General features: G+C 39.7%; 22 protein-coding genes and 3 tRNA genes. 22 read left to right on the forward strand and 3 right to left on the reverse strand.

From position 1 onward, the window contains the following. Positions 1 to 108: 108 nt before the first annotated feature. The 3 genes from HMPREF3182_RS00910 to HMPREF3182_RS00920 form a co-directional block, all read right to left on the reverse strand. Positions 109 to 1626, reverse strand: a complete 1518-nt coding sequence (locus HMPREF3182_RS00910) for an L-lactate permease (RefSeq protein ID WP_062484959.1) — start codon at positions 1624 to 1626, stop codon at positions 109 to 111. A 415-nt stretch (positions 1627 to 2041) separates the two neighbouring features. Continuing rightward, a complete protein-coding gene (locus HMPREF3182_RS00915; RefSeq protein WP_007392952.1) occupies positions 2042 to 2683 on the reverse strand; it encodes a lactate utilization protein in 642 nt (213 codons plus the stop codon). Next, positions 2680 to 3486, reverse strand: a complete 807-nt coding sequence (locus HMPREF3182_RS00920; protein WP_050791367.1) for a transglycosylase domain-containing protein — start codon at positions 3484 to 3486, stop codon at positions 2680 to 2682. Before HMPREF3182_RS00920 ends, HMPREF3182_RS00915 begins: the two co-directional genes overlap by 4 nt. A gap of 185 nt (positions 3487 to 3671) precedes the next feature. Between HMPREF3182_RS00920 and HMPREF3182_RS00925 the strand changes: the two genes are divergently transcribed. The 22 genes from HMPREF3182_RS00925 to HMPREF3182_RS01030 all read left to right on the forward strand — a co-directional run bounded on the left by HMPREF3182_RS00925 (position 3672) and on the right by HMPREF3182_RS01030 (position 22534). Further along, positions 3672 to 4898: an argininosuccinate synthase gene (locus HMPREF3182_RS00925; protein WP_062484960.1), complete on the forward strand. Its 1227-nt coding sequence runs from the start codon at positions 3672 to 3674 to the stop codon at positions 4896 to 4898. A 21-nt stretch (positions 4899 to 4919) separates the two neighbouring features. Further along, positions 4920 to 6353 (forward strand): argininosuccinate lyase, encoded by a 1434-nt coding sequence (gene argH, locus HMPREF3182_RS00930; RefSeq protein ID WP_062484962.1) that lies wholly within the window; start codon positions 4920 to 4922, stop codon positions 6351 to 6353. 127 nt (positions 6354 to 6480) lie between these two features. Continuing rightward, positions 6481 to 7314 (forward strand): UDP-3-O-acyl-N-acetylglucosamine deacetylase, encoded by an 834-nt coding sequence (gene lpxC / locus HMPREF3182_RS00935; RefSeq protein WP_007392974.1) that lies wholly within the window; start codon positions 6481 to 6483, stop codon positions 7312 to 7314. 19 nt (positions 7315 to 7333) lie between these two features. Next, the gene (fabZ, locus tag HMPREF3182_RS00940; RefSeq protein ID WP_007392943.1) at positions 7334 to 7777 is read left to right on the forward strand and encodes a 3-hydroxyacyl-ACP dehydratase FabZ; all 444 of its coding nucleotides are present in this window, start codon (positions 7334 to 7336) and stop codon (positions 7775 to 7777) included. 177 nt (positions 7778 to 7954) lie between these two features. Further along, complete coding sequence (gene lpxA, locus HMPREF3182_RS00945; protein WP_007392967.1) at positions 7955 to 8764, forward strand: acyl-ACP--UDP-N-acetylglucosamine O-acyltransferase; 810 nt, start codon at positions 7955 to 7957, stop codon at positions 8762 to 8764. A 93-nt stretch (positions 8765 to 8857) separates the two neighbouring features. Beyond that, positions 8858 to 9673, forward strand: coding sequence for an LpxI family protein (locus tag HMPREF3182_RS00950; RefSeq protein WP_007392983.1), 816 nt, complete (start codon positions 8858 to 8860; stop codon positions 9671 to 9673). A gap of 8 nt (positions 9674 to 9681) precedes the next feature. Next, a complete protein-coding gene (gene lpxB, locus HMPREF3182_RS00955) occupies positions 9682 to 10815 on the forward strand; it encodes a lipid-A-disaccharide synthase (protein ID WP_062484963.1) in 1134 nt (377 codons plus the stop codon). 5 nt (positions 10816 to 10820) lie between these two features. Beyond that, positions 10821 to 12590, forward strand: coding sequence for an ABC transporter ATP-binding protein (locus tag HMPREF3182_RS00960; protein WP_062484964.1), 1770 nt, complete (start codon positions 10821 to 10823; stop codon positions 12588 to 12590). Beyond that, the gene (locus HMPREF3182_RS00965) at positions 12577 to 13869 is read left to right on the forward strand and encodes a 3-deoxy-D-manno-octulosonic acid transferase (protein WP_062484966.1); all 1293 of its coding nucleotides are present in this window, start codon (positions 12577 to 12579) and stop codon (positions 13867 to 13869) included. The genes HMPREF3182_RS00960 and HMPREF3182_RS00965 overlap by 14 nt, the downstream gene beginning before the upstream one ends. Positions 13870 to 13871: 2 nt before the next feature. Then, entirely contained in the window at positions 13872 to 14999 is a 1128-nt protein-coding gene (gene lpxK / locus HMPREF3182_RS00970) for a tetraacyldisaccharide 4'-kinase (RefSeq protein ID WP_072270813.1), read from the forward strand. 2 nt (positions 15000 to 15001) lie between these two features. Further along, the gene (gene kdsB / locus HMPREF3182_RS00975) at positions 15002 to 15739 is read left to right on the forward strand and encodes a 3-deoxy-manno-octulosonate cytidylyltransferase (RefSeq protein WP_062484970.1); all 738 of its coding nucleotides are present in this window, start codon (positions 15002 to 15004) and stop codon (positions 15737 to 15739) included. Positions 15740 to 15742: 3 nt separating this feature from the next. Further along, positions 15743 to 16588, forward strand: coding sequence for a 3-deoxy-8-phosphooctulonate synthase (gene kdsA / locus HMPREF3182_RS00980; RefSeq protein WP_062484971.1), 846 nt, complete (start codon positions 15743 to 15745; stop codon positions 16586 to 16588). A gap of 16 nt (positions 16589 to 16604) precedes the next feature. After that, the gene (locus HMPREF3182_RS00985; protein ID WP_036257745.1) at positions 16605 to 17576 is read left to right on the forward strand and encodes a KpsF/GutQ family sugar-phosphate isomerase; all 972 of its coding nucleotides are present in this window, start codon (positions 16605 to 16607) and stop codon (positions 17574 to 17576) included. Further along, positions 17573 to 18109 (forward strand): KdsC family phosphatase, encoded by a 537-nt coding sequence (locus tag HMPREF3182_RS00990; protein WP_036257742.1) that lies wholly within the window; start codon positions 17573 to 17575, stop codon positions 18107 to 18109. The genes HMPREF3182_RS00985 and HMPREF3182_RS00990 overlap by 4 nt, the downstream gene beginning before the upstream one ends. A 14-nt stretch (positions 18110 to 18123) precedes the next feature. Next, positions 18124 to 19020 (forward strand): lysophospholipid acyltransferase family protein, encoded by an 897-nt coding sequence (locus HMPREF3182_RS00995; RefSeq protein WP_007392980.1) that lies wholly within the window; start codon positions 18124 to 18126, stop codon positions 19018 to 19020. 14 nt (positions 19021 to 19034) lie between these two features. After that, on the forward strand, positions 19035 to 19586 hold the full coding sequence (lptC, locus tag HMPREF3182_RS01000) for an LPS export ABC transporter periplasmic protein LptC (protein WP_062484973.1): 552 nt from the start codon (positions 19035 to 19037) through the stop codon (positions 19584 to 19586). A 2-nt stretch (positions 19587 to 19588) separates the two neighbouring features. After that, positions 19589 to 20317 carry an LptA/OstA family protein gene (locus HMPREF3182_RS01005; protein WP_062484975.1) on the forward strand — a complete coding sequence of 243 codons (729 nt, stop codon included), beginning with the start codon at positions 19589 to 19591 and terminating at the stop codon, positions 20315 to 20317. Between the two features lie 16 nt (positions 20318 to 20333). Further along, on the forward strand, positions 20334 to 21053 hold the full coding sequence (lptB, locus tag HMPREF3182_RS01010) for an LPS export ABC transporter ATP-binding protein (RefSeq protein WP_007392969.1): 720 nt from the start codon (positions 20334 to 20336) through the stop codon (positions 21051 to 21053). Positions 21054 to 21068: 15 nt separating this feature from the next. Then, positions 21069 to 22157, forward strand: coding sequence for an LptF/LptG family permease (locus HMPREF3182_RS01015; RefSeq protein WP_007392978.1), 1089 nt, complete (start codon positions 21069 to 21071; stop codon positions 22155 to 22157). A 137-nt stretch (positions 22158 to 22294) separates the two neighbouring features. Further along, positions 22295 to 22371, forward strand: a tRNA-Asp gene (locus tag HMPREF3182_RS01020). Between the two features lie 5 nt (positions 22372 to 22376). Continuing rightward, a tRNA-Phe gene (locus HMPREF3182_RS01025) sits at positions 22377 to 22452 on the forward strand. A gap of 7 nt (positions 22453 to 22459) precedes the next feature. Continuing rightward, positions 22460 to 22534: transfer RNA gene (locus tag HMPREF3182_RS01030), tRNA-Gly, on the forward strand.

Raw genomic sequence — 22534 nt, forward strand, 5'->3', positions numbered from 1 at the left:
GTATATGCAGAAATAGTTTTTTAGGTATATCCGTAGGCATAAAAAAGAAGAGACCCTAGTGTTTTTTTCTAGTGTCTCTTCTTGGATAAGCGTTGTTTATGTTATATGCTAAAGTAATATTTGACCAAAATAGACGATGGCACCTAATATGATAATAAAAGGAATATATACTTTTACGATAGCTTTTAATATTTCACTGTCTTTTCCTTTTAAGGAAATTGCCCCTACGGCAATGGCGATGCTTTGAGGAGAAATCATTTTGCCTGCACATGTCCCGGCTGAATTGGCAGCAGCAAGCCAGGTTTTACTGGCACCAATCGCAACGGCTGCATCTGTTTGTAAATTACCAAAAAGGACGTTACTAGACGTACCGGAACCAGTGATAAAGGTACCGACAGAGCCGATTAAAGGTGCAATAAAGGGATAGAACGAACCAGTTGTAGATACGGCAGTGGCTGCGATTTCTGAGGTCATACCGCTATATCCCATGACTTTGGCCGTAGCGATTACGGCGATAATGGTAATAATCGTATTGCGTAGACCGATAACTGTATTTTTAAATACGGTGGCCATTTCTTTGTAGCCAGATGCTTGAATTTTACCACTGATAATAGCGGCTAAGAGGATGAGAACGCCTGGAGTGGCAATCCATACGAAGGTATAAGGTGTACCCCCCATACCAGTATAAATTTGTACGGATGTACGGAATACATTTAATGGACCATTGATAAATGGTACGAGTTTTGATGTAAATAATAAAAATACAAAAATTAAAATAAAGGGTAAGCATGCAATTAATCCACCTTTTAATGGCACATGGGCTGGTTCTATATCCATAATATAGGTTTTATCTTGCGGTGGACGTACTTTAGAATAAATAATAATGACGGCCATAATAATTACGGAGGCCCCCATAGCAGATAATTCAGGACCAGCAAAGGCGGAAACAATTAATTCGGGCAATGCTAACGCGATGCCGGAAAAAACGGATAATAAGAAAACACCTTTTAGTGCTTTAAATGATCCTTCTGAAACAACCACCATGAGTAAGGGGCAAATAATGTTTAACGGTAATAATTGAAAACTAATATAAGTTGCTAATTGGACAGGATCAAGCCCTGTAATATTTGCTAGCGTACTAGCAGGAATACCGATGGAACCAAACGTAGTTGGGACAGAATTAGCAATTAAGCAAGCTAAAATTGCTTTTACGGGATTAAAGCCTAAAGCGACTAACATACTGGCTGGAATAGCAATTGCTGTTCCAAAGCCAGCCATCCCTTCCATAAAGGCACCGAATCCCCAGCCGATGAGCAAGAGGAGCACACGGCGATCTTTACTTACGGCAGTTAACATATGTTTGATAATATCCATGCTTTTATTATAGGTCGTTAAATTATAGGTAAAAATAGCAGCGATAATGACTAATAAAATAGGCCAGCATGCTAAAGCAACGCCTTCAAGTGCGGCTGTAACGGCATCTAAGGTGTTCATTGAATGAATCCCTAAGGCCACAGCAAAGGCGATTAATAAGGCAATCGGGCAAGCTTTATAACTTTGCATTTTTAAGAAGCCTAATGAAATAATGAGCCATAAAATTGGCGATAAAGCTAATATAAAGTTCATTGTACATCTTCCTTTCTATGGTCGTTAGCTGTTTTGATATAACACGACAACGTCATGTTAGGCCTGTTAGGTAGTGGTATTCGTGTCACAATATAAAAAAATGTGAAAAAAATAACAAAACACAACACACATATTATATATAAACAAAAAGAATAATTCAATCAAAAAATCAATTCTAAAAAAGAATAGTAAAGTGAATCAAAAAAATATATATAAAAAAAACTGTTATTAACTTATTTATTTTTCTTATATATAACAAGAAAAAATCTTTTTCAAAGAAGAAAATAAAATTATTCTAATATTGACTTTTATATTTAAAGGAGAGTTAACTACAAAGAAATGATAAAAAAATGACCATAAGGGATGAATCCACTATGGTCATGATACGCGTAAATATAGATATGTAGGATCGTTGTTAAAAGCCGAGGGTGGTTCCAACTAAGATGATTTTTATTCGTCCTGATGGGGTAGAACGACGAGTCAAGACAAATTGATTGCAAATGGAATCTTCCGTTAGACAATCATGACAAACGCCGGTATGTTGACAGGGGGTTTGCGTAGCAAAGCGCTGCATGTTTAGTGGTGCTGCAATCGTTCTAGCTCGTTGTTTGGCATCGGCGATGGTAGCAACGACTTTATTCATACCTGCTACGACAATGACTTGACGTGGCCCGTATAATAAGGCGGCTAGACGGTTGCCGTTACCGTCAATATTATAGAGTGTTCCATCTAATGAAATGGCATTAGCACTCATGAGAAAGGTGTCACAAAGGAGGGCTTGCCGCATGATGTCATTTCGCTGTTCTTTGGTAGTTGCTTGATCGCGATCAAGGACGGGATAGCGTTGGCGAATCGCATCTAATAAGCCTATTTCTTGTAAGGTGATGGAGCCCCCCCAAGATACGATGTGGTCGAGAGGAATAAGGGATAGTGCTTTTTCTCTTGCTTCGTGCGAGGTTTGGCAAAAATAGGCATCAAATCCATTCTTTTGAAAATTTTTTATGAGGGTAGATGCTTGTTTTAGATATAATACTTGTTTTACATTGGGTGTATTCATAAAGAAGGCCTCCTTGAAATATGGTCTTTAGTAGGGGATAAATGTAGCGGGTGGCGATATGCTTGTACCGCGTCTTGAGAAGTGATATATCCTTGCTTGGTCATAAAGGATAATACGACTTGTTGTCTTTTTTTTGCTTCCTCATAGTGCGTATAGGGATTATAGCGATTAGGGGCTTGAATCAAGCCGGCTAATAGACTGGCTTGAGATAAGGTCAGTTTATCAGGGGTAGTATTAAAAAAGATATGGCAAGCCGCTTGAATGCCCACGGCATGAGGGCCAAAATAAATGGAATTTACGTATAATTCTAAAATTTCATCTTTTGTATAATAATGCTCTAGTAATATAGCTAATACTAGCTCTTTCCCTTTGCGCGTAAAGGTTTTATCTTGTGTTAAGAAAAGATTTTTTACCACTTGTTGGCTAATCGTACTGCCGCCTTCTTTTTTTGCAGAGGATAAGATATTTACGATTATTGCCCGGGATATTCCCATAGGATCAAACGCTCCATGTTCATAAAATCGTTTATCTTCCGTAGCAATGATGGCATGTTTTAAATCGAGGGGCAATATGGCAAAAGAAACATAGGTTGGTTGCATTTTCTTTTTTTCCTCTACGGCTTTTGGAAATTGAAGATATGGATATAAACTATTAGGGCAGAATATATTGAGGAAAGAAATCGAATGCGTGGGGGGATTGGTGGTAGGGAAAGTTGTAGGTGTCGCCGGTAGCGTTGAAAAAGATGTATATATTGTACATAAGCAAAAGGCGAGAAAAAAAGCGAGTAGTAATTTTTTTTTCATAGGACCTCCTAATTATTATCTATTGTAGCATAGTTTGTAGAGAATAATATAGATATAGTGCGAGTTAAGTGGGAAAGTTACCGCGTAAAAATAATAATACAAAATACTTGCATAATACTACAAAAAGAGCTATAATATACGAAGTTAATGAAATAATATTCGCACACTGCATGGAGGGGATTAGTATGAAACAGATTCAAAAGATTGTATTAGCTTATTCAGGTGGATTAGATACATCCGTGATTATTCCTTGGTTAAAAGAAAACTATAAAGGAGCAGAAGTTATTGCCGTATGTGCTGATGTAGGACAACCTGAAGATTTTCAAGCCGTAGAGAAGAAAGCATATGCCTCTGGTGCGGCTAAAGTATACGTTCTGGATATAAAGAAAGAATTTTTAGAAGACTATGTATGGCCTACGGTACAAGCTGGTGCGGTATATGAAGGTAAATATTTATTAGGAACCTCTTTTGCTCGCCCGCTTATTTCTAAAAAATTAGTAGATATTGCTTTACAAGAAAAGGCAGATGCCATTGCTCATGGAGCGACAGGAAAAGGAAATGACCAAGTCCGGTTTGAATTGACTGTAAAGGCGTTAGCACCACAAATTACTTTAATTGCACCTTGGCGGATGTGGAATTTAAAATCGAGAGAAGATGAATTAAAATACGCAGAAGCACATGGTGTTCCCATCGACTATATGTCAGAAGAAAATCCTTATCCGTATAGCATGGATTGGAATATTTGGCATTTGAGTCATGAAGGAGACGATTTAGAAAATCCGGCAAACGCACCGAAAGATATGGTTTATATGGTTTCTAATACGCCTGAACAGGCACCGGATGAAGCGGAATATATTACCATTGATTTTAAACAGGGGATTCCCATAGCTGTTAATGGCGAGGCATTAGATGCGGTATCATTACTTACGCAATTAAATAAAATCGGGGCAAAACACGGGATTGGTATTGTTGATATTGTAGAAAATAGACTTGTTGGTATGAAGAGTAGAGGTATTTATGAAAATCCTGGTGGTGCGATCATTATGTATGCACATCGAGAATTAGAATATCTTTGTTTAGATCGGGATATGTATCATTATAAAGAAAATATGGCACATACCTTTGCTGATTTAGTATATGATGGTAAGTGGTTTTCGCCATTAAGAGAAGCCTTGAGCGCATTTGTTCAGAAGACACAAGAAACGGTTACGGGGCAAGTGAAATTGAAGTTATATAAGGGCAACATTATTAGTGCAGGTTCGACTTCTCCTTATTCGTTATATAGTGAAGAGTATGTTACATTTGGCGAAGATGCGGTTTATGATCAAACCGATGCAGAAGGCTTTATCAACTTGTTTGGCTTACCCTTAAAAATGAGGGCGTTAGCATTACAGGCAAAAGATAAGAAATAAGGAAAGACAAGGAGTCGTATTATGAAATTATGGGGTGGCAGATTTACAAAAGATACGGATAAGAAAGTAGAAGATTTTAATGCTTCGATTGGTTTTGATTATCGGTTATATAAAGAAGATATTTGCGGTAGTATTGTACATGCAGAAATGTTAGTGCGGCAACAAATTATATCGGCCGAAGATGGAGAAGCGATTATTCAAGGCTTAAAAACTATTTATCGGCAAATACAACAACAGGATTTTGAATTTTCGGTTGCCTTAGAAGATATTCATATGAATATTGAGCAACGTTTAACAGAAGCTATTGGTGAAGCGGGAAAGCGGTTACATACGGGGCGTAGTCGGAATGATCAAGTGGCCTTAGATACTCATTTGTATGTACGGCGTGTTGTGGCAGAAGTAGGGAATTTACTGTTGTCTTTACAGGCAAGCATTGTAGAAGCGGCACAACGCTATGAGGATGTTATCATGCCAGGATATACGCATTTGCAGCGGGCACAACCGATTTTATTTAGTCATCATATGCTGGCCTATTTTTCAATGTTTGCACGCGATTTTCAATTTTTGGAATATGTGAGAAAACAAGCTGATCGAATGCCTTTAGGGGCAGGTGCTTTGGCGGGTACAACGTATCCGTTAGATTCAGAATGGGTGGCGAAGCGATTACAATTTTCGGCTATATATGATAATAGTATGGATGCTGTGAGTGATCGCGATTATGTTGTCTTATTTTTGGAATTTGCGGCGATGGTGATGATGCACCTTAGTAGATTGTCGGAAGAATTTATTTTATGGTCTTCAGCCGAATTTCATTTTATTGAATTAGATGATGCACATTGTACGGGGTCGTCTATTATGCCACAAAAGAAAAATCCAGATATTTGTGAATTAGTAAGAGGCAAAACAGGACGTTTTTATGGGCATGTTATGGGGACCTTGACAATGATGAAAGGGTTACCGTTAGCGTATGATAAAGATATGCAAGAAGATAAGGAAGGGGTATTTGATGCAGTAGATAACCTTGTCTTTTCTCTTTCGATTTATGCTGATATGATTCGCCGTATGAAGGTATGTAAAGATAATATGCGGAATGCACTTGCACATGATTTTTCAAATGCGACAGACATGGCAGATTATTTGGTGAAAAAGGGAATTCCCTTTCGGCAGGCCCATGCGATTGTTGGACAAGCCGTGCAGTATTGTTTACAACATCATAAGGTCTTGAATGAATTATCCTTAGATGAGTTAACATCTTTTAGCACTTCTTTTTCAGAAGATATTATGAAGGCGTTGCAAATAGAAACCTGTATTGCTATGCGTCAAACATATAATGGTACATCGTTAAATAGTGTACAAGCACAATGTGCACGAGGAAAGGCAGTGCTAGCAACAGAAAAACAGTGTTTACAGCAATGGGAAGCGATTAATCGTGTAGTGGATGCGATAGTAGAATAACGAATAAGTTCAATCTATTTTTTTTTAGATTGAACTTATTTTTGTATACTAGAAAAATACAGAAAAATAAGGTATAATAAAGCAACTAACAAATATAGAAAGTGTTTTAGGAAGGAAGGACATGTCTATGTCTTTAGCAAAACAAAGGACGTTGGCACGATCGATTTCATATCAAGGGATTGGATTACACGCTGCATTAGAAGTACATATGGTATTACATCCAGCACCCGTTGATACGGGGATTGTTTTTGTACGGACGGATATGGAAACGCACCCATCCGTAAAGGCCAATTTATCATATGTGACGAATACGATGAGAGCGACTACCTTAGAAGATGGAGAAGCGAAAGTGTTTACGGTAGAGCATCTTTTGTCTGCATTATATGGCTTGCAAATTGATAATTGTATTATTGAAATGGATTCACCAGAACCTCCAGTTGGGGATGGTAGTAGTTTAGTCTTTGTTCAGTTATTGCGAGAAGCGGGTGTGCAGATTCAAGAAGCAAATAAAAAAGAACTGATTATTCAACAACAACATCGTATAGAAGAAGAGGATAAATTTGCAGCGATTATTCCGTATAATGGCTATAGAATTACGTTTATTTCTATTAATCCTCATCCTTTATTAGGGGTACAGTTTTTTGATTTTGAAATTACAGAAGAAAGTTATGTGAAAGAAGTTGCATTTGCACGAACGGTGGCCTTTACGAAAGAATTGGAAATGTTACGTCAATTAGGGTTAGGAAAAGGTGGCACATTAGAAAATGCCGTAGTTTATGATGAAACTTCGTGTTTATCTACGTTGCGCTCTGCCGATGAACTGGTACGACATAAAGTGCTGGATATGATTGGCGATTTGGCGTTGTTAGGAAAGTCTATTCGAGGGCATGTTATTGCTGTTAAATCGAGTCACAAATTAAATAATTTATTAACGCATGATATTATCAAAGAATTTGTTTAACTATCGGGAGGAACATAAAATGGTGTTGACAGTTACAGATATAATGGAAATTTTACCACATCGTTATCCGATGTTATTAGTGGATCGGATTATTGAAATTGAACCGATGAAATATGCTGTAGGGATTAAGAATGCAACGATTAATGAAGCGTTTTTTCAAGGTCATTTTCCAGGCGATCCGGTGATGCCTGGTGTGTTATTGACTGAAGCAATGGCTCAAGTAGGTGGTGTGGCATTATTATATCCTGAAGAAAATCGGGGATTAATTCCTTATTTCACGGGGATTGATAATGTTCGTTTTCGGCATCCCGTAAGACCGGGCGATCAAGTGATCATGCGTGCTGAAGTGGTTAAAGTTAAGCGGTCTATGGGTAAAGTTAGGGCAGAATGTCATGTTGGAGATCAATTATGTGCAGAAGGGGATTATTTATTTGCACTACAAGAACGCCCGAAAATAAAATAGATGTGAAAATAAGCACAAATCATGTGTATGGTCGCGTAAAATAACGTATTTTGTATTTAATATGCTTATTTTGAAATTTCTTTGCTTGTATATTTGTGCTGGTTTGAAAAGATTATATGTGTATAAGGTAAGTAATTAAACACTGATGGCAATGTAGTGTAATGAGGAGTGACTTTCATGACCGAGGAAAAAGAAAACCGACAATATATTATTCATCCTACGGCGATTATAGATCCCCAGGCGGAATTAGGTGAAGGTGTTAAGGTGGGTCCATATGCAGTTATAGGACCGCATGTACGAATTGGAGCAGGCACAGAAATTATGTCTCATGTGGTCATTGATGGGTGGACTACGATTGGTGAAGAATGTCGATTTTTTCCATTTTCTGTGATTGGATCGGAACCCCAGGATTTAAAATTTCAAGGGGAAAAAAGTTATGTAATTATAGGAGATCGGTCGGTATTTAGAGAATCGGTTACCGTTAGTCGAGCTACGGGGGAAGAAGAAGAAACTCGTATTGGAAGTGATTGCTTATTTCAAGCTAATACACATATAGCACATAACTGTGTAGTTGGAAATTTTGTTATTATGAGTAATTGTGCAGGGTTAGCTGGGCATGTTATCGTGGAAGATCGAGTGGTTATTGGTGGTATGGCCGGCGTTCATCAATTTGTGAAGGTGGGCCGGAATTGTATGATCGGTGGTTTGGCTAAGGTAGTACAAGATATACCGCCCTTTGTTATTGTAGATGGACAACCAGCACGCTGTATTGGATTAAATAGCGTGGGGCTTTCGCGTGCAGGTATTTCGGAACCTGTTCGGCGTGAATTGAAAAAGGCGTTTAGGTTCTTATATCGTTCCGGGTTAAATTTAGGACAGGCTATTGCTGTTATGGAACAGGAATTGGATAGTTCAGAAGAAGTGGAACATTTTTTACGGTTCTTACGTAATGCGGAACGGGGGATTTGTCGCGGGACAAAAGACTGATTTCGCATTCAAGAAGGGCAGGCGAGGTTTTCGCCTCCCTTTTTTAGTATATATAGGTACAATTATAGAATAACGAAGGAGTAAAAGGGATATATGGAAAAAATTGGTTTATTTGCTGGTGTAGGTATATTGCCGGTAGAATTTGTTCGTGCAGCAAAAAAAGCAGGATACACTGTTGTTGTTATTGCTGTTGTTCCCGATGTAGCACCGGAGTTAGAAAAAGAAGCTGATGTATATTATCAGATTTCTGTGGCTAAATTAAATAAAGTCATTCAAACGATGAAAAAAGAGGGTGTTACGAATGTTACAATGATTGGTAAAGTGACGAAAGAAGTGCTATTTAAAGGCCTCGTGTTACCCGATTTTAGGACATTAAAGGTATTAGCGTCATTACACAATCGAAAAGACGATACGATTATGTTGGCGTTAGTAGAAGAATTGGCGAAAGACGGATTAACGGTAGTGGATCAAACGAAGTATTTAAAAGCGTTGTTGCCTAAAGAAGGCGTGCTAAGTGAAATGCAGCCTACGGCAGCAGCACTAGCGGATATGCGGTTTGGATTTCGCATGGCAAAGGCCATAGGAGGATTTGACATTGGGCAAACTGTGGTCGTCAAGAAGTTAGCCGTCATGGCGGTGGAAGCGATTGAAGGGACGGATGCTTGTATTCGTCGCGGCGGACAACTAGCCCGGGAAGCGGGCGTGGTGGTAAAAGTAGCCAAACCGAATCAAGATTGGCGGTTTGATATGCCTACGGTAGGTAAAAATACGATATTATCTATGATAGAGAGTAACTGTAATGTTTTGGCAATAGAAGCGGAAAAAACACTGTTTGTAGAACAGGAAGAAGTAAATATGTTGGCACGGAAACATCATATTTGTATTTGTGCTATAACCGAAGATATGTAGGAGGACCTATGAAGATTATGTTTTCTGTGGGAGAAGCCTCGGGTGATTTACATGGTGCAGCTCTGGCAAAAGCGTTGGTAAAGCAAGTTTCGCAGGTGGAAATGATTGGGATGGGCGGTAAACATATGGCTTCTGCCGGAGTGCATCTCGTCTACGATATTCAACAGTTAGGTGTAGTGGGGATTGGCGAAGTAATACGGAAGATTCCTTTTTTCTTTCGGCTGCGAACTTATTTATTGGACGTTATAAGGAGAGAAAAACCAGATATATTAATCTGTATTGATTATCCTGGATTTAATATGCAATTAATGAAAAAGGCTAAAGCCCTGGGCATTCCCGTCATATATTACATTTTGCCTACAATTTGGGCTTGGAATAAAAGTCGTGGTAATGTTATTGCACGCTATGCTGATTTAGCGATTTCTTTGTTTCCGTTTGAAGCACAGTTATATAAACAATTAGGTACTAATGTTATTTATGCAGGACATCCTTTGTTGGATATGGTACAGCCGACAATGGATAAAGAGAAAGCTTATGCGGCATTTGATTTAAATCCACAGAAAAAAACGGTGTTGTGTATGCCTGGTAGTAGGTTACAAGAGGTGCAGCGTTTGTTGCCTGTGATGATGCAAGCAGTACAAAAGTTGCAACAGCGTATAGGTAATGTGCAATGTATCATTCCACGGGCACCTACTATTTCACGTGCTTTGTTGGAACGGATGGTTTATCCGGCAACAGTTCCTGTTCGCATTGGCGAAGGGAATGTGTATGATATGATGCAAATTAGTACGGCCGCAGTAGTTGCTTCGGGTACGGCTACATTGGAAACGGCGTTGATGGAAGTGCCAACGGTATTGGTATATAAAGTGAATAGATTTACCTATACCATGGCAAAATTGTTAGTACATGTGAAGTATATTGGCCTTCCCAATATTATTATGGGGCGGAGTATCATGCCTGAATTGTGGCAAGATAAGGTAACGCCTCAACGGATTGTATCGGTATTACAACCCTTGTTGACGAATGAAATTATACATGAAAGACAACGTTGTGCGATGGCGATGGTTCGCAGTGCGTTAGGGTCTCGAGGAAGTGTGGATCGGATTGCGATGGAAATTGTTAAGTTTATTAAGGAGCGATAGTAGGAATGAAGCAATATAGTGAATGGCAGGGATATAAAAGATTATTAGTATTTTTGCGTCCTTATCGTATTCAATTGTTGATTGGCGTTATTTGCATGGCCCTGTCCGGTGCCAGTAATATAGTTGTTCCGTGGTTAATAAAAGAAGTAATTGATAAAGTTTTAGCAGATAAAGATATTTATACGCTTAATTTGATTGCTCTTGCCATTTTGGTTTTATTTGCTTTACGCGGCTTTTTTTATTTTGGTCAACGTTATTTTATGACGTATGTAGGACAACGGATGGTTAATGATATTCGTGAACGCTTGTATCGTCATCTGCAACGGTTATCGTTATCTTATTTTGATCGGCGTAAAACGGGTACGATCATGAGCAATTTAACCAATGATGTTACGACATTACAAAATGTCATGACGAACAGTATGGTTTCTTTTGTACAAGAATTTGTTATTTTAATTGGCTCTTTAGTATCCATGCTGGTTCTATATTGGAAATTAACGTTGATTACGTTGATGATTGTTCCCCTTGTTATTGCTACGATACGGTTTTTTGGTTTACGGTTACGGATGGCAGGGCATGATGTACAGGGAAAAATTGCGGATATTACAACGCTGCTGGAAGAAGTGATTTCGTCGATTCGTATTATTCGTTCTTTTCACAGGGAAGATTTTGAAATTAGACGTTTTTTAAAACAAAATGATAATAACTTTGAGGCACTTATGAAAGCAACAAAGTTAATGGCCATGCTTACGCCCGTTATTCAATTTTTAGCAGCTATTGCCGTAACGGGAATTATTTGGTATGGTGGTGTCAGTGTTATTCGTGGAGAAATGACAGCGGGTGCATTAATTGCCTTTTTGATTTATGCGATTAATTTGACTAATCCTGTTCGTCGTATTAGTGAAATATATGGTGATATCCAACGTTCATTAGCTGCGGCTGATCGCGTATTTGATACGTTAGATACGGAATCAGATGTCAATGAGTCACCGCAGGCAATTACGCTGCCTCTGGTTGCAGGGAAAATTGAGTTTTCCCATGTGTTTTTTTCCTATGACGCGAAACATATGGCTTTGCAAGACTTTAATTTAACGATTCAGCCCGGTGAAGTGGTGGCATTGGTCGGACCAAGTGGGGCGGGAAAGTCTACGGTGGCTAATTTGTTGCCTCGATTTTATGATGTGACGGCTGGGTGTGTTAAGATTGATGATATTGATGTACGTGATGTTACTTATGCATCGTTACGTAATCAAATTGGCCTAGTGCCACAAGAAACCGTGTTGTTTAATGCTTCGATTCGAGAAAATATCTTATATGGTCGGTTAGATGCTACGGAAACAGAGATTATTGAAGCAGCGAAAGCCGCGAATGCTCATCAATTTATTATGCAATTACCGCAGGGATATGATACGGTTGTCGGCGATCGGGGAAGTTCCTTATCTGGGGGACAACGTCAACGGATCTCTATTGCACGTGCTATTTTAAAGAATCCGCGTATTTTGATTTTAGATGAAGCTACATCTGCTTTAGATACGAAAAGTGAAAAGATTGTACAAGCGGCGTTGGACAGGTTAATGAAAGATCGTACAGCTGTCGTGATCGCACATCGGTTGAGTACCGTGCGTAATGCTGATTATATTGCCGTTATTGAGGGGGGACGTATTGTTGAATGGGGAAAACATCAAGCACTGTTAGCTAAACAGGGGGTATATGCTCGGTTATATGCGGTCCAATTTCAAGGAGAAGTAGGAGTAGCAACAGATGAACGGGAATAAAAAAGGACTTTTGGGATATGCAATATATATGCTACTTATGAGTATAGTTTCCATTTTTTTGTTACTCTATGAAGCATATACGAGCCTATGGCATCGTCGTTCGAGTCGGTGGAACCGATTATTTCTTGCTACCATACCAGATAAGCCAATTCTTTTGGTGCATGCCGCTTCTGCTGGAGAAGTGTTGGCTGTTGAGCCTTTATTGCATCAATTGGAAGAGAAATACCCACAGTATGCACTTGTTATTTCAACGGGGACAAAGACTGGATATGCGTTGGTGCAGCGTTTTTTTCCTCATCTTTCGGTAGTGTATTTTCCCTGGGATATACCGTTGGTGACTAAAGCATGGTTGCGACATATATCACCACGACTTATCGTTATGGTAGAAACGGAATTATGGCCATATTTTTTGCGGACAGCGGCTCGTTTACAAATACCTGTGGTGATGGTAAATGGGCGAATTAGTAAGAAGACTTTTGGCTTTTTGCGACATTTTCCTTCGTTCGTTCGATATATATTATCTTCGATACAGTTGTTTTTGATGCAAAGTGAGCATGCGGCCGTATATATAAAACAACTGGGTGCTTATGAAGAACGTATCCATATTACGGGGAATATGAAATATGATCAAACATATGGACAAGTTAGTCCTACTTATAAAAAGTCGTTGCAACAGCAATTGGGTATCACGGATAAACACTACCCTATATGGGTGGTGGGGAGTACACATATAGGTGAGCATGAGCATATATGTAATGCTTTTCAACAAGTGAGGCATGCTTTTCCTCAGGCGAAACTTATTTATGTACCACGATATATTAATGAAGTAGAAAAGATCATAGAAATGGGTCGTACTTGGCATATTGATTTTGTGAAACGTAGTGAGGGAAAGCCTTTGGTGACAGATAGCCCTATTATTGTAGATACGATGGGAGAATTAGGTCAGCTATATAGTTTGGCCGATATCGTCTTTGTTGGGGGGAGTTTAACACCTATTGGTGGGCATAATGTGTTAGAACCGGCATCACATGGTAAGCCTATTATAGTAGGTCCTCACATGGAGCATTTTGCTGATGTTTTTGCTAGCTTTCAAGAGCAACATGCTATTATTACTGTAGCCAATGCAAAGGAATTAGCTGCGGCATGTATGTATTTAGCCAAGCACAAACAAGTGGCGATGGATATAGGAAAGACGGGGTTACAGATTGTACAAGCTAATCAAGGGGCTACGGAAAAAACGATACGTATTATCGCTGACTTGATGAGAAAGGAGCTATAATCGTGGGGATACGTAATGTGATCAGTCGATATTTTCATAAACTTATGACTAATGCGTCTTTATCGTTATGGGATCGATGCGTGGTATTCTTTTTACAGGGCTTATCTTACGTGTATCGATTTGCCGTAACACTGATGAGAATGTTGTATATATGGCAAATTCGTCGTTCTTATCGCGTGTCAGCTGCAGTTATCAGTATAGGAAATATCACGGTAGGGGGAACAGGCAAAACGCCGTTTACTTGTTTTTTAGCGAAATACCTTTATGATCATCATAAGAATGTAGCCGTATTGACGCGGGGATATCGGAGTCAAGCAGAAGCTACGGGGGTATTAGTGAGCGATGGTGAAAAAATTGTCACAACGTCTGCCTTAGGTGGTGATGAAGCATGTGTGATGGCCCGTTTACTCATGCATATTCCTGTGTGGGCCGGGAGAAAACGATATCAAAATGCATTGCATTCAATAGAAAAATTTAATACGAATGTATTTGTGTTAGATGATGGATTTCAACATTGGCAATTGGTACGAGATCTTGATATTGTATTATTAGATGGCACCAATCCATTTGGCAATGGCTATGTTTTACCACGAGGTATTTTGCGTGAGCCCGTACTACAATTGAGGCGTGCTGATATCATTGTTCTCACGAAAGCAGGTAAATTAACTGTAGCCAAAAAACAAGCACTCGCAACGTATATTAGACGATATAATAAGACGGCTCCGCTTGTGGAAGCGGTAACGGAAGTGGTTGCTTGTATTCCTTTTTCTGCATGGGTGCAGAGAATGGGAGAAAATAATTGCGTTTTGGAAAAAAGGCAGCGGGTAATTACCATTTCAGCCTTGGGGAATCCGCTTGATTTTGAAGAAACGGTTCAAAGACAAGGTTATCAAGTGGTTTCGACACGGCGATATGCTGATCATCATCGGTATGAAGCTGCTGATTATCAAACATGGCGACTGTTAGCACAACAGTATCAAGCGGTATGTATTACGACGGAAAAAGATGCTGTAAAAATAGAGGCAGTCCAAGTCAAGGACATACCTTTATATGTATTATCCATTGAAATGAAATGGACACACGGTCGAGAAGAAGCCGAACGTGTCTTGTGGAAAAAAATAGGAGCATAATTATGAATTGTATTTGTATTATTCCAGCACGGTATGGATCGACCCGTTTACCAGGCAAACCGTTAGTGGATATTGCGGGTAAATCGATGATTCAACGCGTATATGAACAAGTAGTGAAAGCGGCTGCGTTACAAACGGTAGCCGTGGCGGTGGACACACCACAGGTATATGATACGGTTATTCGCTTTGGTGGTAAGGCGATTATGACGCGTCAAGATCATGTGACAGGAACAGATAGATTAGCAGAAGCTATTAGGCATTTTCCTGAAGCGGATGTTGTTGTTAATGTGCAAGGGGATGAACCGTTGATTGCACCTGAAATTATTAATTCATTGTGCAGTGTGTTTGACAAATATCCAACGATTCAAATGGCAACAGTGGCGACTCCTTTGCAAGAGAGTGAATATGATGATCCATCTGCTGTTAAAGTGGTACTGAATAAACGGGATGAAGCGATGTATTTTTCTCGGTCGCTTATTCCTTATCCGCGGCAAGCCTATGGAAATCAGTGTCAGCCTTATAAACATGTAGGTATATATGCGTATCGATATCGTTTTTTATTGCAATATGCCCAAATGGCACAAACACCAGCAGAAAAAACCGAATCATTGGAACAGTTGCGTGTTTTAGAAAACGGGTATACCATAAAAGTAATTAAAACTAATCATCAATTCATAGGAGTTGATACACCTGAGGATTTGCAGCGGGTGCAAGCGTATTTTTTACATAAAGGAGAATAACGAGTGGAAAGAGTAAAGCCTGTTAAAATTGGAAATATTACCGTAGCAGATGATGGAAAGTTGTTTGTTTTAGCTGGTCCATGTGTATTGGAAGAAGAAGAACGTGTATTAGCTATTGGTAAAGTTATGAAAGATATTTGTCAACGTTTGGGGCTCGCATATGTGTTTAAAGCCTCTTTTGACAAAGCGAATCGTTCGTCTTATACGTCTTTTCGTGGACCGGGTATAGAAAAAGGATTGGCTATGCTACAACGTATTAAAGAGGAATTACAAGTGCCAATTGTGAGTGATATTCATACGCCGGATCAAGCCCAGCAGGCCGCAGAAGTATTAGATGTATTGCAAATTCCGGCCTTTTTATGTAGACAAACTGATTTACTAGAAGCGGCAGCAGCTACGGGTAAATGCGTGAATGTTAAAAAAGGGCAATTCATGGCACCGGAAGATATGAAAAATGTATTATCTAAAATGGAAAGACTAGGAAATGAAAATTTACTATTAACGGAACGGGGATTTTGTTTAGGTTATCATAATTTAGTTGTAGATATGCGTGGCTTACCTATTATGCGCAGTTTTGGTTATCCTGTTGTTTTTGATGCAACACATAGTGTACAATTGCCGGGAGGAGCTGGTACTAAATCTTCAGGGCAGCGGCAGTTTATTGGTAATTTAGCTCGAGCAGCAGCTGGTGCAGGGATTGACGGCGTATTTATGGAAGTACATGATAACCCCGAAGAGGCCTTGAGTGATGGACCTAATATGCTTTATTTATCGCAAGTCGAAGCGGTGTTAAAAGATATGGTAGCGATTCATGAAATAACGAAAAAAAGTGTAAGTACGGCTAAATAAATAGGAGTATATAATGATGGATATATTGGAAACGGCAAGGGATGTGCTTTTACAAGAAGCGAAAGGTATTGAAAAATTAGCCCCTCTTTTAAATCAAAGCTTTGTACAGGCGGTACAATTGATCTTGGCATCATCAGGAAGAGTCGTTGTGACGGGAATGGGAAAGTCGGGACACATTGCCAGAAAAGTATCGGCAACGTTATCCAGTACGGGTACGCCTTCTGTATATTTGCATCCTGGTGAAGCCATTCATGGTGACTTAGGTATGGTCACCGTGAATGATGTTGTTTTGGCATTTTCTCATAGTGGTGAAACACCAGAAGTAGTTCAAATTTTACCGTCATTAAAACGAATAGGGGCAAAGATGATTGCTGTCGTAGGCAATCATAATTCAACGTTGGCTCAAAATGCTGATGTTATTCTAGAAGTAGCGATTGAAAAAGAAGCTTGCCCATTAGGCTTAGCTCCGACTACGAGTACGACTGTTTCCTTAGCACTAGGGGATGCCCTAGCGGTGGTTTTACTGTCAAGTCATCATTTTACAAAAGACCAATTTGCTGTTTTTCATCCTGGCGGTTCGTTAGGTAAAAAATTATTGCTTACGGCAGCACAAGTGATGCATAAAGGAAAAGAACACCCAGTTTTACCGGAAGATGGAACCGTACAAGATGCTTTGTTTATGATGACCGAAAAGGGGTTAGGGGCTGTTTCTATTGTTGATGCACAAGGCTTGTTAGTGGGTGTGGTGACTGATGGCGATGTGCGGCGTGGACTGGAAACGGGAACTAATTTTTTGCAGTGGCCGATTGAGGCAATGATGACTAAAAATCCACGGCAAATTCAAGAGAATAAATTGGCTGCTGAAGCATTACATATTATGGAAACACATCAACCACGACCTATTACGGTTCTTCCTGTCGTAGATGAAACAGGAAAAGCGGTAGGAATGATTCATATTACAGATTTGTTGAAACAAGGGGTGATATGATGATACAACCAAAGTCGCTTTTTTTACTGGCGTTTGATGTTGATGGGGTTTTGACCGATGGTTCTTTGTATTATGGCCCCCAAGGAGAAGCATATAAGTGCTTTTCTGCACGTGATGGCATGGGGATTTCTTTAGCACGGTTGGCAGGATTCAAAACAGCGATTATTACGGGCCGACTATCCGATATGGTGAAGCGGCGGGCAGCCGATTTAGGAATTGATTATATATATCAAGGAGTAGAAAATAAACTCATAGCGTTACAGGCATTGTGTCGGCAAATTGGGATAGAAGTCTCGCAAGTGGCTTATATGGGGGATGATATTAATGATATGGCTGTACTAAAAGCTTGTCAGTATAGCGGTGCTCCAGCTGATGCTTGTAAAGAAGTGCGGAAGATAGCTTCTTGGGTATCTATATATCCTGGTGGTAAAGGTGCTGTGCGTGAATGGATAGAATACCTTTTGCGACAAGAGAAACGATGGGAAAGAGTACTACAACAGTATGAAGATTATCGCAGTGACGTGCGACAATAGGGAGGAATATTTTTATGTCAAGAACGGGATGGCAATATTATCTTGCTCGCGGCATTAGTAAACTCATTTGTCAATTTTCGTATGAACGCATTATTGCGTGGGGACGAAAATTAGGACCTTTGGGTGAAAAAATATTGCATAAACAAAGAGAACGCGGCATTCGTCATATTATGCAAGGCCTAGCTTGTACGCAAAAGGAAGCGGAAACGATTATTGCGGCGGTATTTGCTAATTTAGGGCAGTCTTTGTTGGAAATATTATATACGCCGCAGTTATGTAAAGAAAATATACATACGTTTGTAACGTTAGAGCATGAAGAACGGTTACAGCAGGCGTTGGATAAAAATAAAGGAGTTATTGTGTTAACTGCTCATTTTGGCAATTGGGAATGGATGGGAGCGGCCCTTTCCTTGTATGGATATCCAACTACAACTATCGTTAAAAATCAGCCGAACGATCAATTGACACGTTTATTAAATGAACATCGGCGGATGATGGGATTAGAAGTTTTTGAACGTGGTGGTAATGCGATGATTATTGCGGCGAGAGCGTTGCGAAGAAAAAAGATTTTAGGATTTTTAGCAGATCAAGATGGCGGGGAAGATGGTGTACCAGATGAATTTTTAGGGAAATTTGCCTCTTCGCCGAAAGGCCCCGCTCAATTTTATTGTAAATTTGGCTCACCAATTGTGCCTATTTTTGCTATTCATGATGAACAGCATCATCATCGGGTTTTAATTGGGAAAGAAATAGCGTATGAACCAACGGGAGATACAACGAAGGATATTGCAGAAGTGACGCGATTGTTAACGGCAGAAACAGCACGTCTTATACAAACCTATCCGGCAGAATGGTTATGGTTTCAGCACCGTTGGCGGACGCAACAAGCATCGATGCATACGGAGTCATAAAGGAGAAGATAGACGTGCAAACTCTCTTTCGCAAGTATAAAAAAGTGATTATCGCTGGTAGCGTTGTCTTTCTTTTTATAGTGCTTTTATATAGCATATTACGTCAGACGGAACAATCTACATTACCACGAGCATTGGTAAAGGCCATTTCTTTTCAAGGCACACAGATAGAAGAACGGAAAAAAGGAAGACTTGTTTGGCGGATAGGGTCACGACAAATCAAAGTAGATCAAGATACACAACAGGTTTATGTTAAACAACCACAGGGAAAATTTTGCAGTGCGGAAGGTATGGTGATGTCTTTTCATGCATCCGCTTGTTTGATTGATCGAAAACAGGCGAAGGTAATTATAGAAGCACCCATAGAAATTACGACATCTCAAGGCGATCGCTTACAGACGAAAGGTAATATCGTTTATAATGGAAAGACTGAAACTATTACGGGGGGACCAGTGGTTATTTATCGTTCTGATGGTATTAAGTTACAAGCGAATTCGTTTATCTCAGATGTATCCTTACAACATGTAAAATTAAAAGGACAGGCAAAACTTACTAAGGGAGAATAAATATGAAACATACAGGAAAAGAGTGGGGGATGATTATTGGCATAGTTGCCTTAATCAGCACAAGTGTTCTGTCGATACAGGCAGCACCAGTACCTGTTTCGGTAACAGCCGATCAAATGGAATTTAATGGCCAAGCACAAACGATTACTGCCGCCGGTCATGTAGTCGTTTCTCGTGGTACTACGAAAATTACGGGGCAACAGGCACGGTATCATATTCAGCGCGATGTGGCGGAATTGACGGGATATCCTGTCCTTACACAACCAGGGTTATTGATACAAGCAAAGAAGGTAGGCGTGTATCAGCAACAGCATGTTGTGGCAGATGGTGGCGTATACATTAAACAAAAAGATAAGGAAATAAAAGGAAATAAGGTAGATTATCTCATTTCACGTGAATATGGTATCATTACAGGCAACGCTTTTTTACAAGCACAAGGATATCAGTTGCATGCGGATAAAATTGAAGCTTGGTTAGGTGCAGTAAAAGCGATTGGCACGGGGCGTGTACGGATTTATTCGGCAACAGATCGCTTGCATGCATCGGGGAATCAAGCCGTATATACGCAAACACCAGGCAAAGATGATGGCGTATTAGTGTTAACGGGAAATGTAAGTGCGACACAACGAAAAAGCATGTTTCGAGGAGAAGCTGTGCAGGTACGGCGGAGAGATGAATCGATACGGACATTTAGCCGTTCGACCATCGTGATAAGCCCATCTCAATCTTAGAGAATAGAGGAATTTTATGCGCATTGAAACTCATCATTTAACAAAAGTATATAAAGAACGGCAGGTCGTAAATGGTGTTACCATTCATGTAGAGCAGGGAGAAGTCGTTGGTTTATTAGGTCCCAATGGTGCAGGAAAAACGACGACTTTTTATATGATTGTTGGCATTGAGCATCCTACGGGCGGGAGTATTATGGTCGATCATAAGGATATTACAAAGCTGCCTATCCATCGTCGTGCGGCTTATGGTATTGGGTACTTGCCACAGGAAGCGTCTATTTTTCGTAAATTAACGGTAGAAGAAAATTTGCTGGCTTTATTAGAAACGACTAAGTTGACGAAGGCGGAACAGAAAAAGAAGGCACAAGCTTTGATGGAGGAGTTTTCCATTACGCGGCTTAAAGATTTTCCAGGGATTCAATTATCGGGGGGAGAAAGAAGACGGGTAGAAATCGCTCGTTGTTTAGTGACCGATCCAGCGTTTATTTTATTAGATGAACCATTTGCAGGTATTGATCCATTGGCGGTAAATGAAATTCAAGGTATTATTAGTCATTTAAAGCAACGCGGTATAGGGGTATTAATTACAGATCATAATGTTCGAGAAACATTAAGTATTGTTGACAGGGCTTATATTTTAAGTGAAGGACGTATTTTGTTAGAAGGAACACCTACACATATCGCACAAGATGAGGTGGCGAAAAAATTTTATTTAGGGGAAACATTTCATATGTAGGAAAGGAGCAGATTTATGCGGATTTTAGATCGATATATACTAAAAGAATTTATTAATCCTTTCCTTTTTGGTGTATGTGCTTTTACGGCTGTATTTGTAGGAACGGGAACATTGTATCGTATTGCGATGATGATCAATGAATATGGTGCATCATTAGCGGCTGTTAGCAAGGTGTTTGTGTTGGCCTTGCCATCTATTATTGTTTTGACGTTTCCTATGTCTGTGCTATTAGGTTCATTGATGGCGTTTGGGAGTTTGTCATCATCAAGTGAAATTATTGTTATGCGTGCAGCAGGACAGAATTTTGTGCGTTTAGCACTTCCTGTTTTCGCAGTCGCTTTTTTTATTTCTCTTGGCACGACTGCTTTTAATGAATTTGTCGTACCACGGGCAAATAATGCGTATAATACGATTATTAATGAAGAAATACAACATCGGGCTGTTCCTGCATCACAGGAACATATTATTATAAAAAATGTGCAAGGCGATAAGATTAGTAGTTTGGTCTATGCTAGGCAATATGATGGCAAGGCGAAACAGTTTAAAGATATAACCGTACAAGCATTTGAAAATGATCGCTTGGTGCGGGTAGAAAAGGCAGATCGAGCTGATTGGAATGGATATAAATGGTTGATACATGAAGGCGTTCTTTATGATGTTTCACAAGGGGAAGAAAGTACACGGACCTTAACTTTTGAAAATCAAGAATTACCGATTACGCAACAACCAGATAAGATATATATGGAACAAAAAAAGCCAGAAGAACTTACCATTCGAGAAATTCGTATGCAAATTCGTCTGTTAGAAGCAAATCACGTAGATACGAATAAATTGAAGGTGGAATTATATAATCGGTTTGCTTTACCGTTAGCTAGTTTAGTTTGTGCCTTTATTGGTGCACCTTTAGGAATACAGAAGCAACGGGGGAGTTCATCGATTGGTTTTGGTATTAGTGTGGTCACTATTTTTATTTATTATTCGATTATGACATTGACTAATTCTATGGGTAATGGGGGTGTGATTCCTCCAGTAGTAGCGGCATTTTTACCAGATATTATCTGCGGCATTGTAGGCATAGGACTCATTTTGAGGCAAGTGAAATAGCCCCCTTTTTTTTAGTTTTCAATGGATTTACTTATATTTTTAATAATTATAAAAAAAGTGCTTGCAAAAGGATTTATTTCGTGATAGAATGTTTCTTGTTCAAGGCACAAAAGTGTTTTGCACAATGTGTGTAAGATGGCCCCGTGGTGTAGCGGTTTAACATGTCGCCCTGTCACGGCGAAGATCGTCGGTTCAAATCCGATCGGGGTCGCCATATTTGCTCAGGTAGCTCAGTCGGTAGAGCAGGGGACTGAAAATCCCCGTGTCGGCGGTTCGATTCCGTCCCTGAGCACCATGATGATGCGGAAGTAGCTCAGTGGTAGAGCACCACCTTGCCAAGGTGGGGGTCGCGAGTTCGAGCCTCGTTTTCCGCTCCA

The sequence above is a fragment of the Megasphaera hutchinsoni genome, assembly GCF_001553405.1.
GTDB classification, from domain to species: domain Bacteria; phylum Bacillota; class Negativicutes; order Veillonellales; family Megasphaeraceae; genus Megasphaera; species Megasphaera hutchinsoni.

Excerpts from the sequence above, each read along its gene's own strand:
- lpxC (WP_007392974.1), top strand. The coding sequence starts at position 6,481 with ATGTCTTTAGCAAAACAAAGGACGTTGGCACGATCGATTTCATATCAA.
- lpxA (WP_007392967.1), top strand. The coding sequence starts at position 7,955 with ATGACCGAGGAAAAAGAAAACCGACAATATATTATTCATCCTACGGCG.
- HMPREF3182_RS00950 (WP_007392983.1), top strand. The coding sequence starts at position 8,858 with ATGGAAAAAATTGGTTTATTTGCTGGTGTAGGTATATTGCCGGTAGAA.
- argH (WP_062484962.1), top strand. The coding sequence starts at position 4,920 with ATGAAATTATGGGGTGGCAGATTTACAAAAGATACGGATAAGAAAGTA.
- HMPREF3182_RS00920 (WP_050791367.1), bottom strand. The coding sequence starts at position 3,486 with ATGAAAAAAAAATTACTACTCGCTTTTTTTCTCGCCTTTTGCTTATGT.
- HMPREF3182_RS01015 (WP_007392978.1), top strand. The coding sequence starts at position 21,069 with ATGCGGATTTTAGATCGATATATACTAAAAGAATTTATTAATCCTTTC.
- lpxB (WP_062484963.1), top strand. The coding sequence starts at position 9,682 with ATGAAGATTATGTTTTCTGTGGGAGAAGCCTCGGGTGATTTACATGGT.
- kdsB (WP_062484970.1), top strand. The coding sequence starts at position 15,002 with ATGAATTGTATTTGTATTATTCCAGCACGGTATGGATCGACCCGTTTA.
- lptB (WP_007392969.1), top strand. The coding sequence starts at position 20,334 with ATGCGCATTGAAACTCATCATTTAACAAAAGTATATAAAGAACGGCAG.
- HMPREF3182_RS00995 (WP_007392980.1), top strand. The coding sequence starts at position 18,124 with ATGTCAAGAACGGGATGGCAATATTATCTTGCTCGCGGCATTAGTAAA.
- HMPREF3182_RS00985 (WP_036257745.1), top strand. The coding sequence starts at position 16,605 with ATGGATATATTGGAAACGGCAAGGGATGTGCTTTTACAAGAAGCGAAA.
- fabZ (WP_007392943.1), top strand. The coding sequence starts at position 7,334 with ATGGTGTTGACAGTTACAGATATAATGGAAATTTTACCACATCGTTAT.
- HMPREF3182_RS00965 (WP_062484966.1), top strand. The coding sequence starts at position 12,577 with ATGAACGGGAATAAAAAAGGACTTTTGGGATATGCAATATATATGCTA.
- HMPREF3182_RS00915 (WP_007392952.1), bottom strand. The coding sequence starts at position 2,683 with ATGAATACACCCAATGTAAAACAAGTATTATATCTAAAACAAGCATCT.
- HMPREF3182_RS00910 (WP_062484959.1), bottom strand. The coding sequence starts at position 1,626 with ATGAACTTTATATTAGCTTTATCGCCAATTTTATGGCTCATTATTTCA.
- HMPREF3182_RS00960 (WP_062484964.1), top strand. The coding sequence starts at position 10,821 with ATGAAGCAATATAGTGAATGGCAGGGATATAAAAGATTATTAGTATTT.
- HMPREF3182_RS00925 (WP_062484960.1), top strand. The coding sequence starts at position 3,672 with ATGAAACAGATTCAAAAGATTGTATTAGCTTATTCAGGTGGATTAGAT.
- HMPREF3182_RS00990 (WP_036257742.1), top strand. The coding sequence starts at position 17,573 with ATGATGATACAACCAAAGTCGCTTTTTTTACTGGCGTTTGATGTTGAT.
- HMPREF3182_RS01005 (WP_062484975.1), top strand. The coding sequence starts at position 19,589 with ATGAAACATACAGGAAAAGAGTGGGGGATGATTATTGGCATAGTTGCC.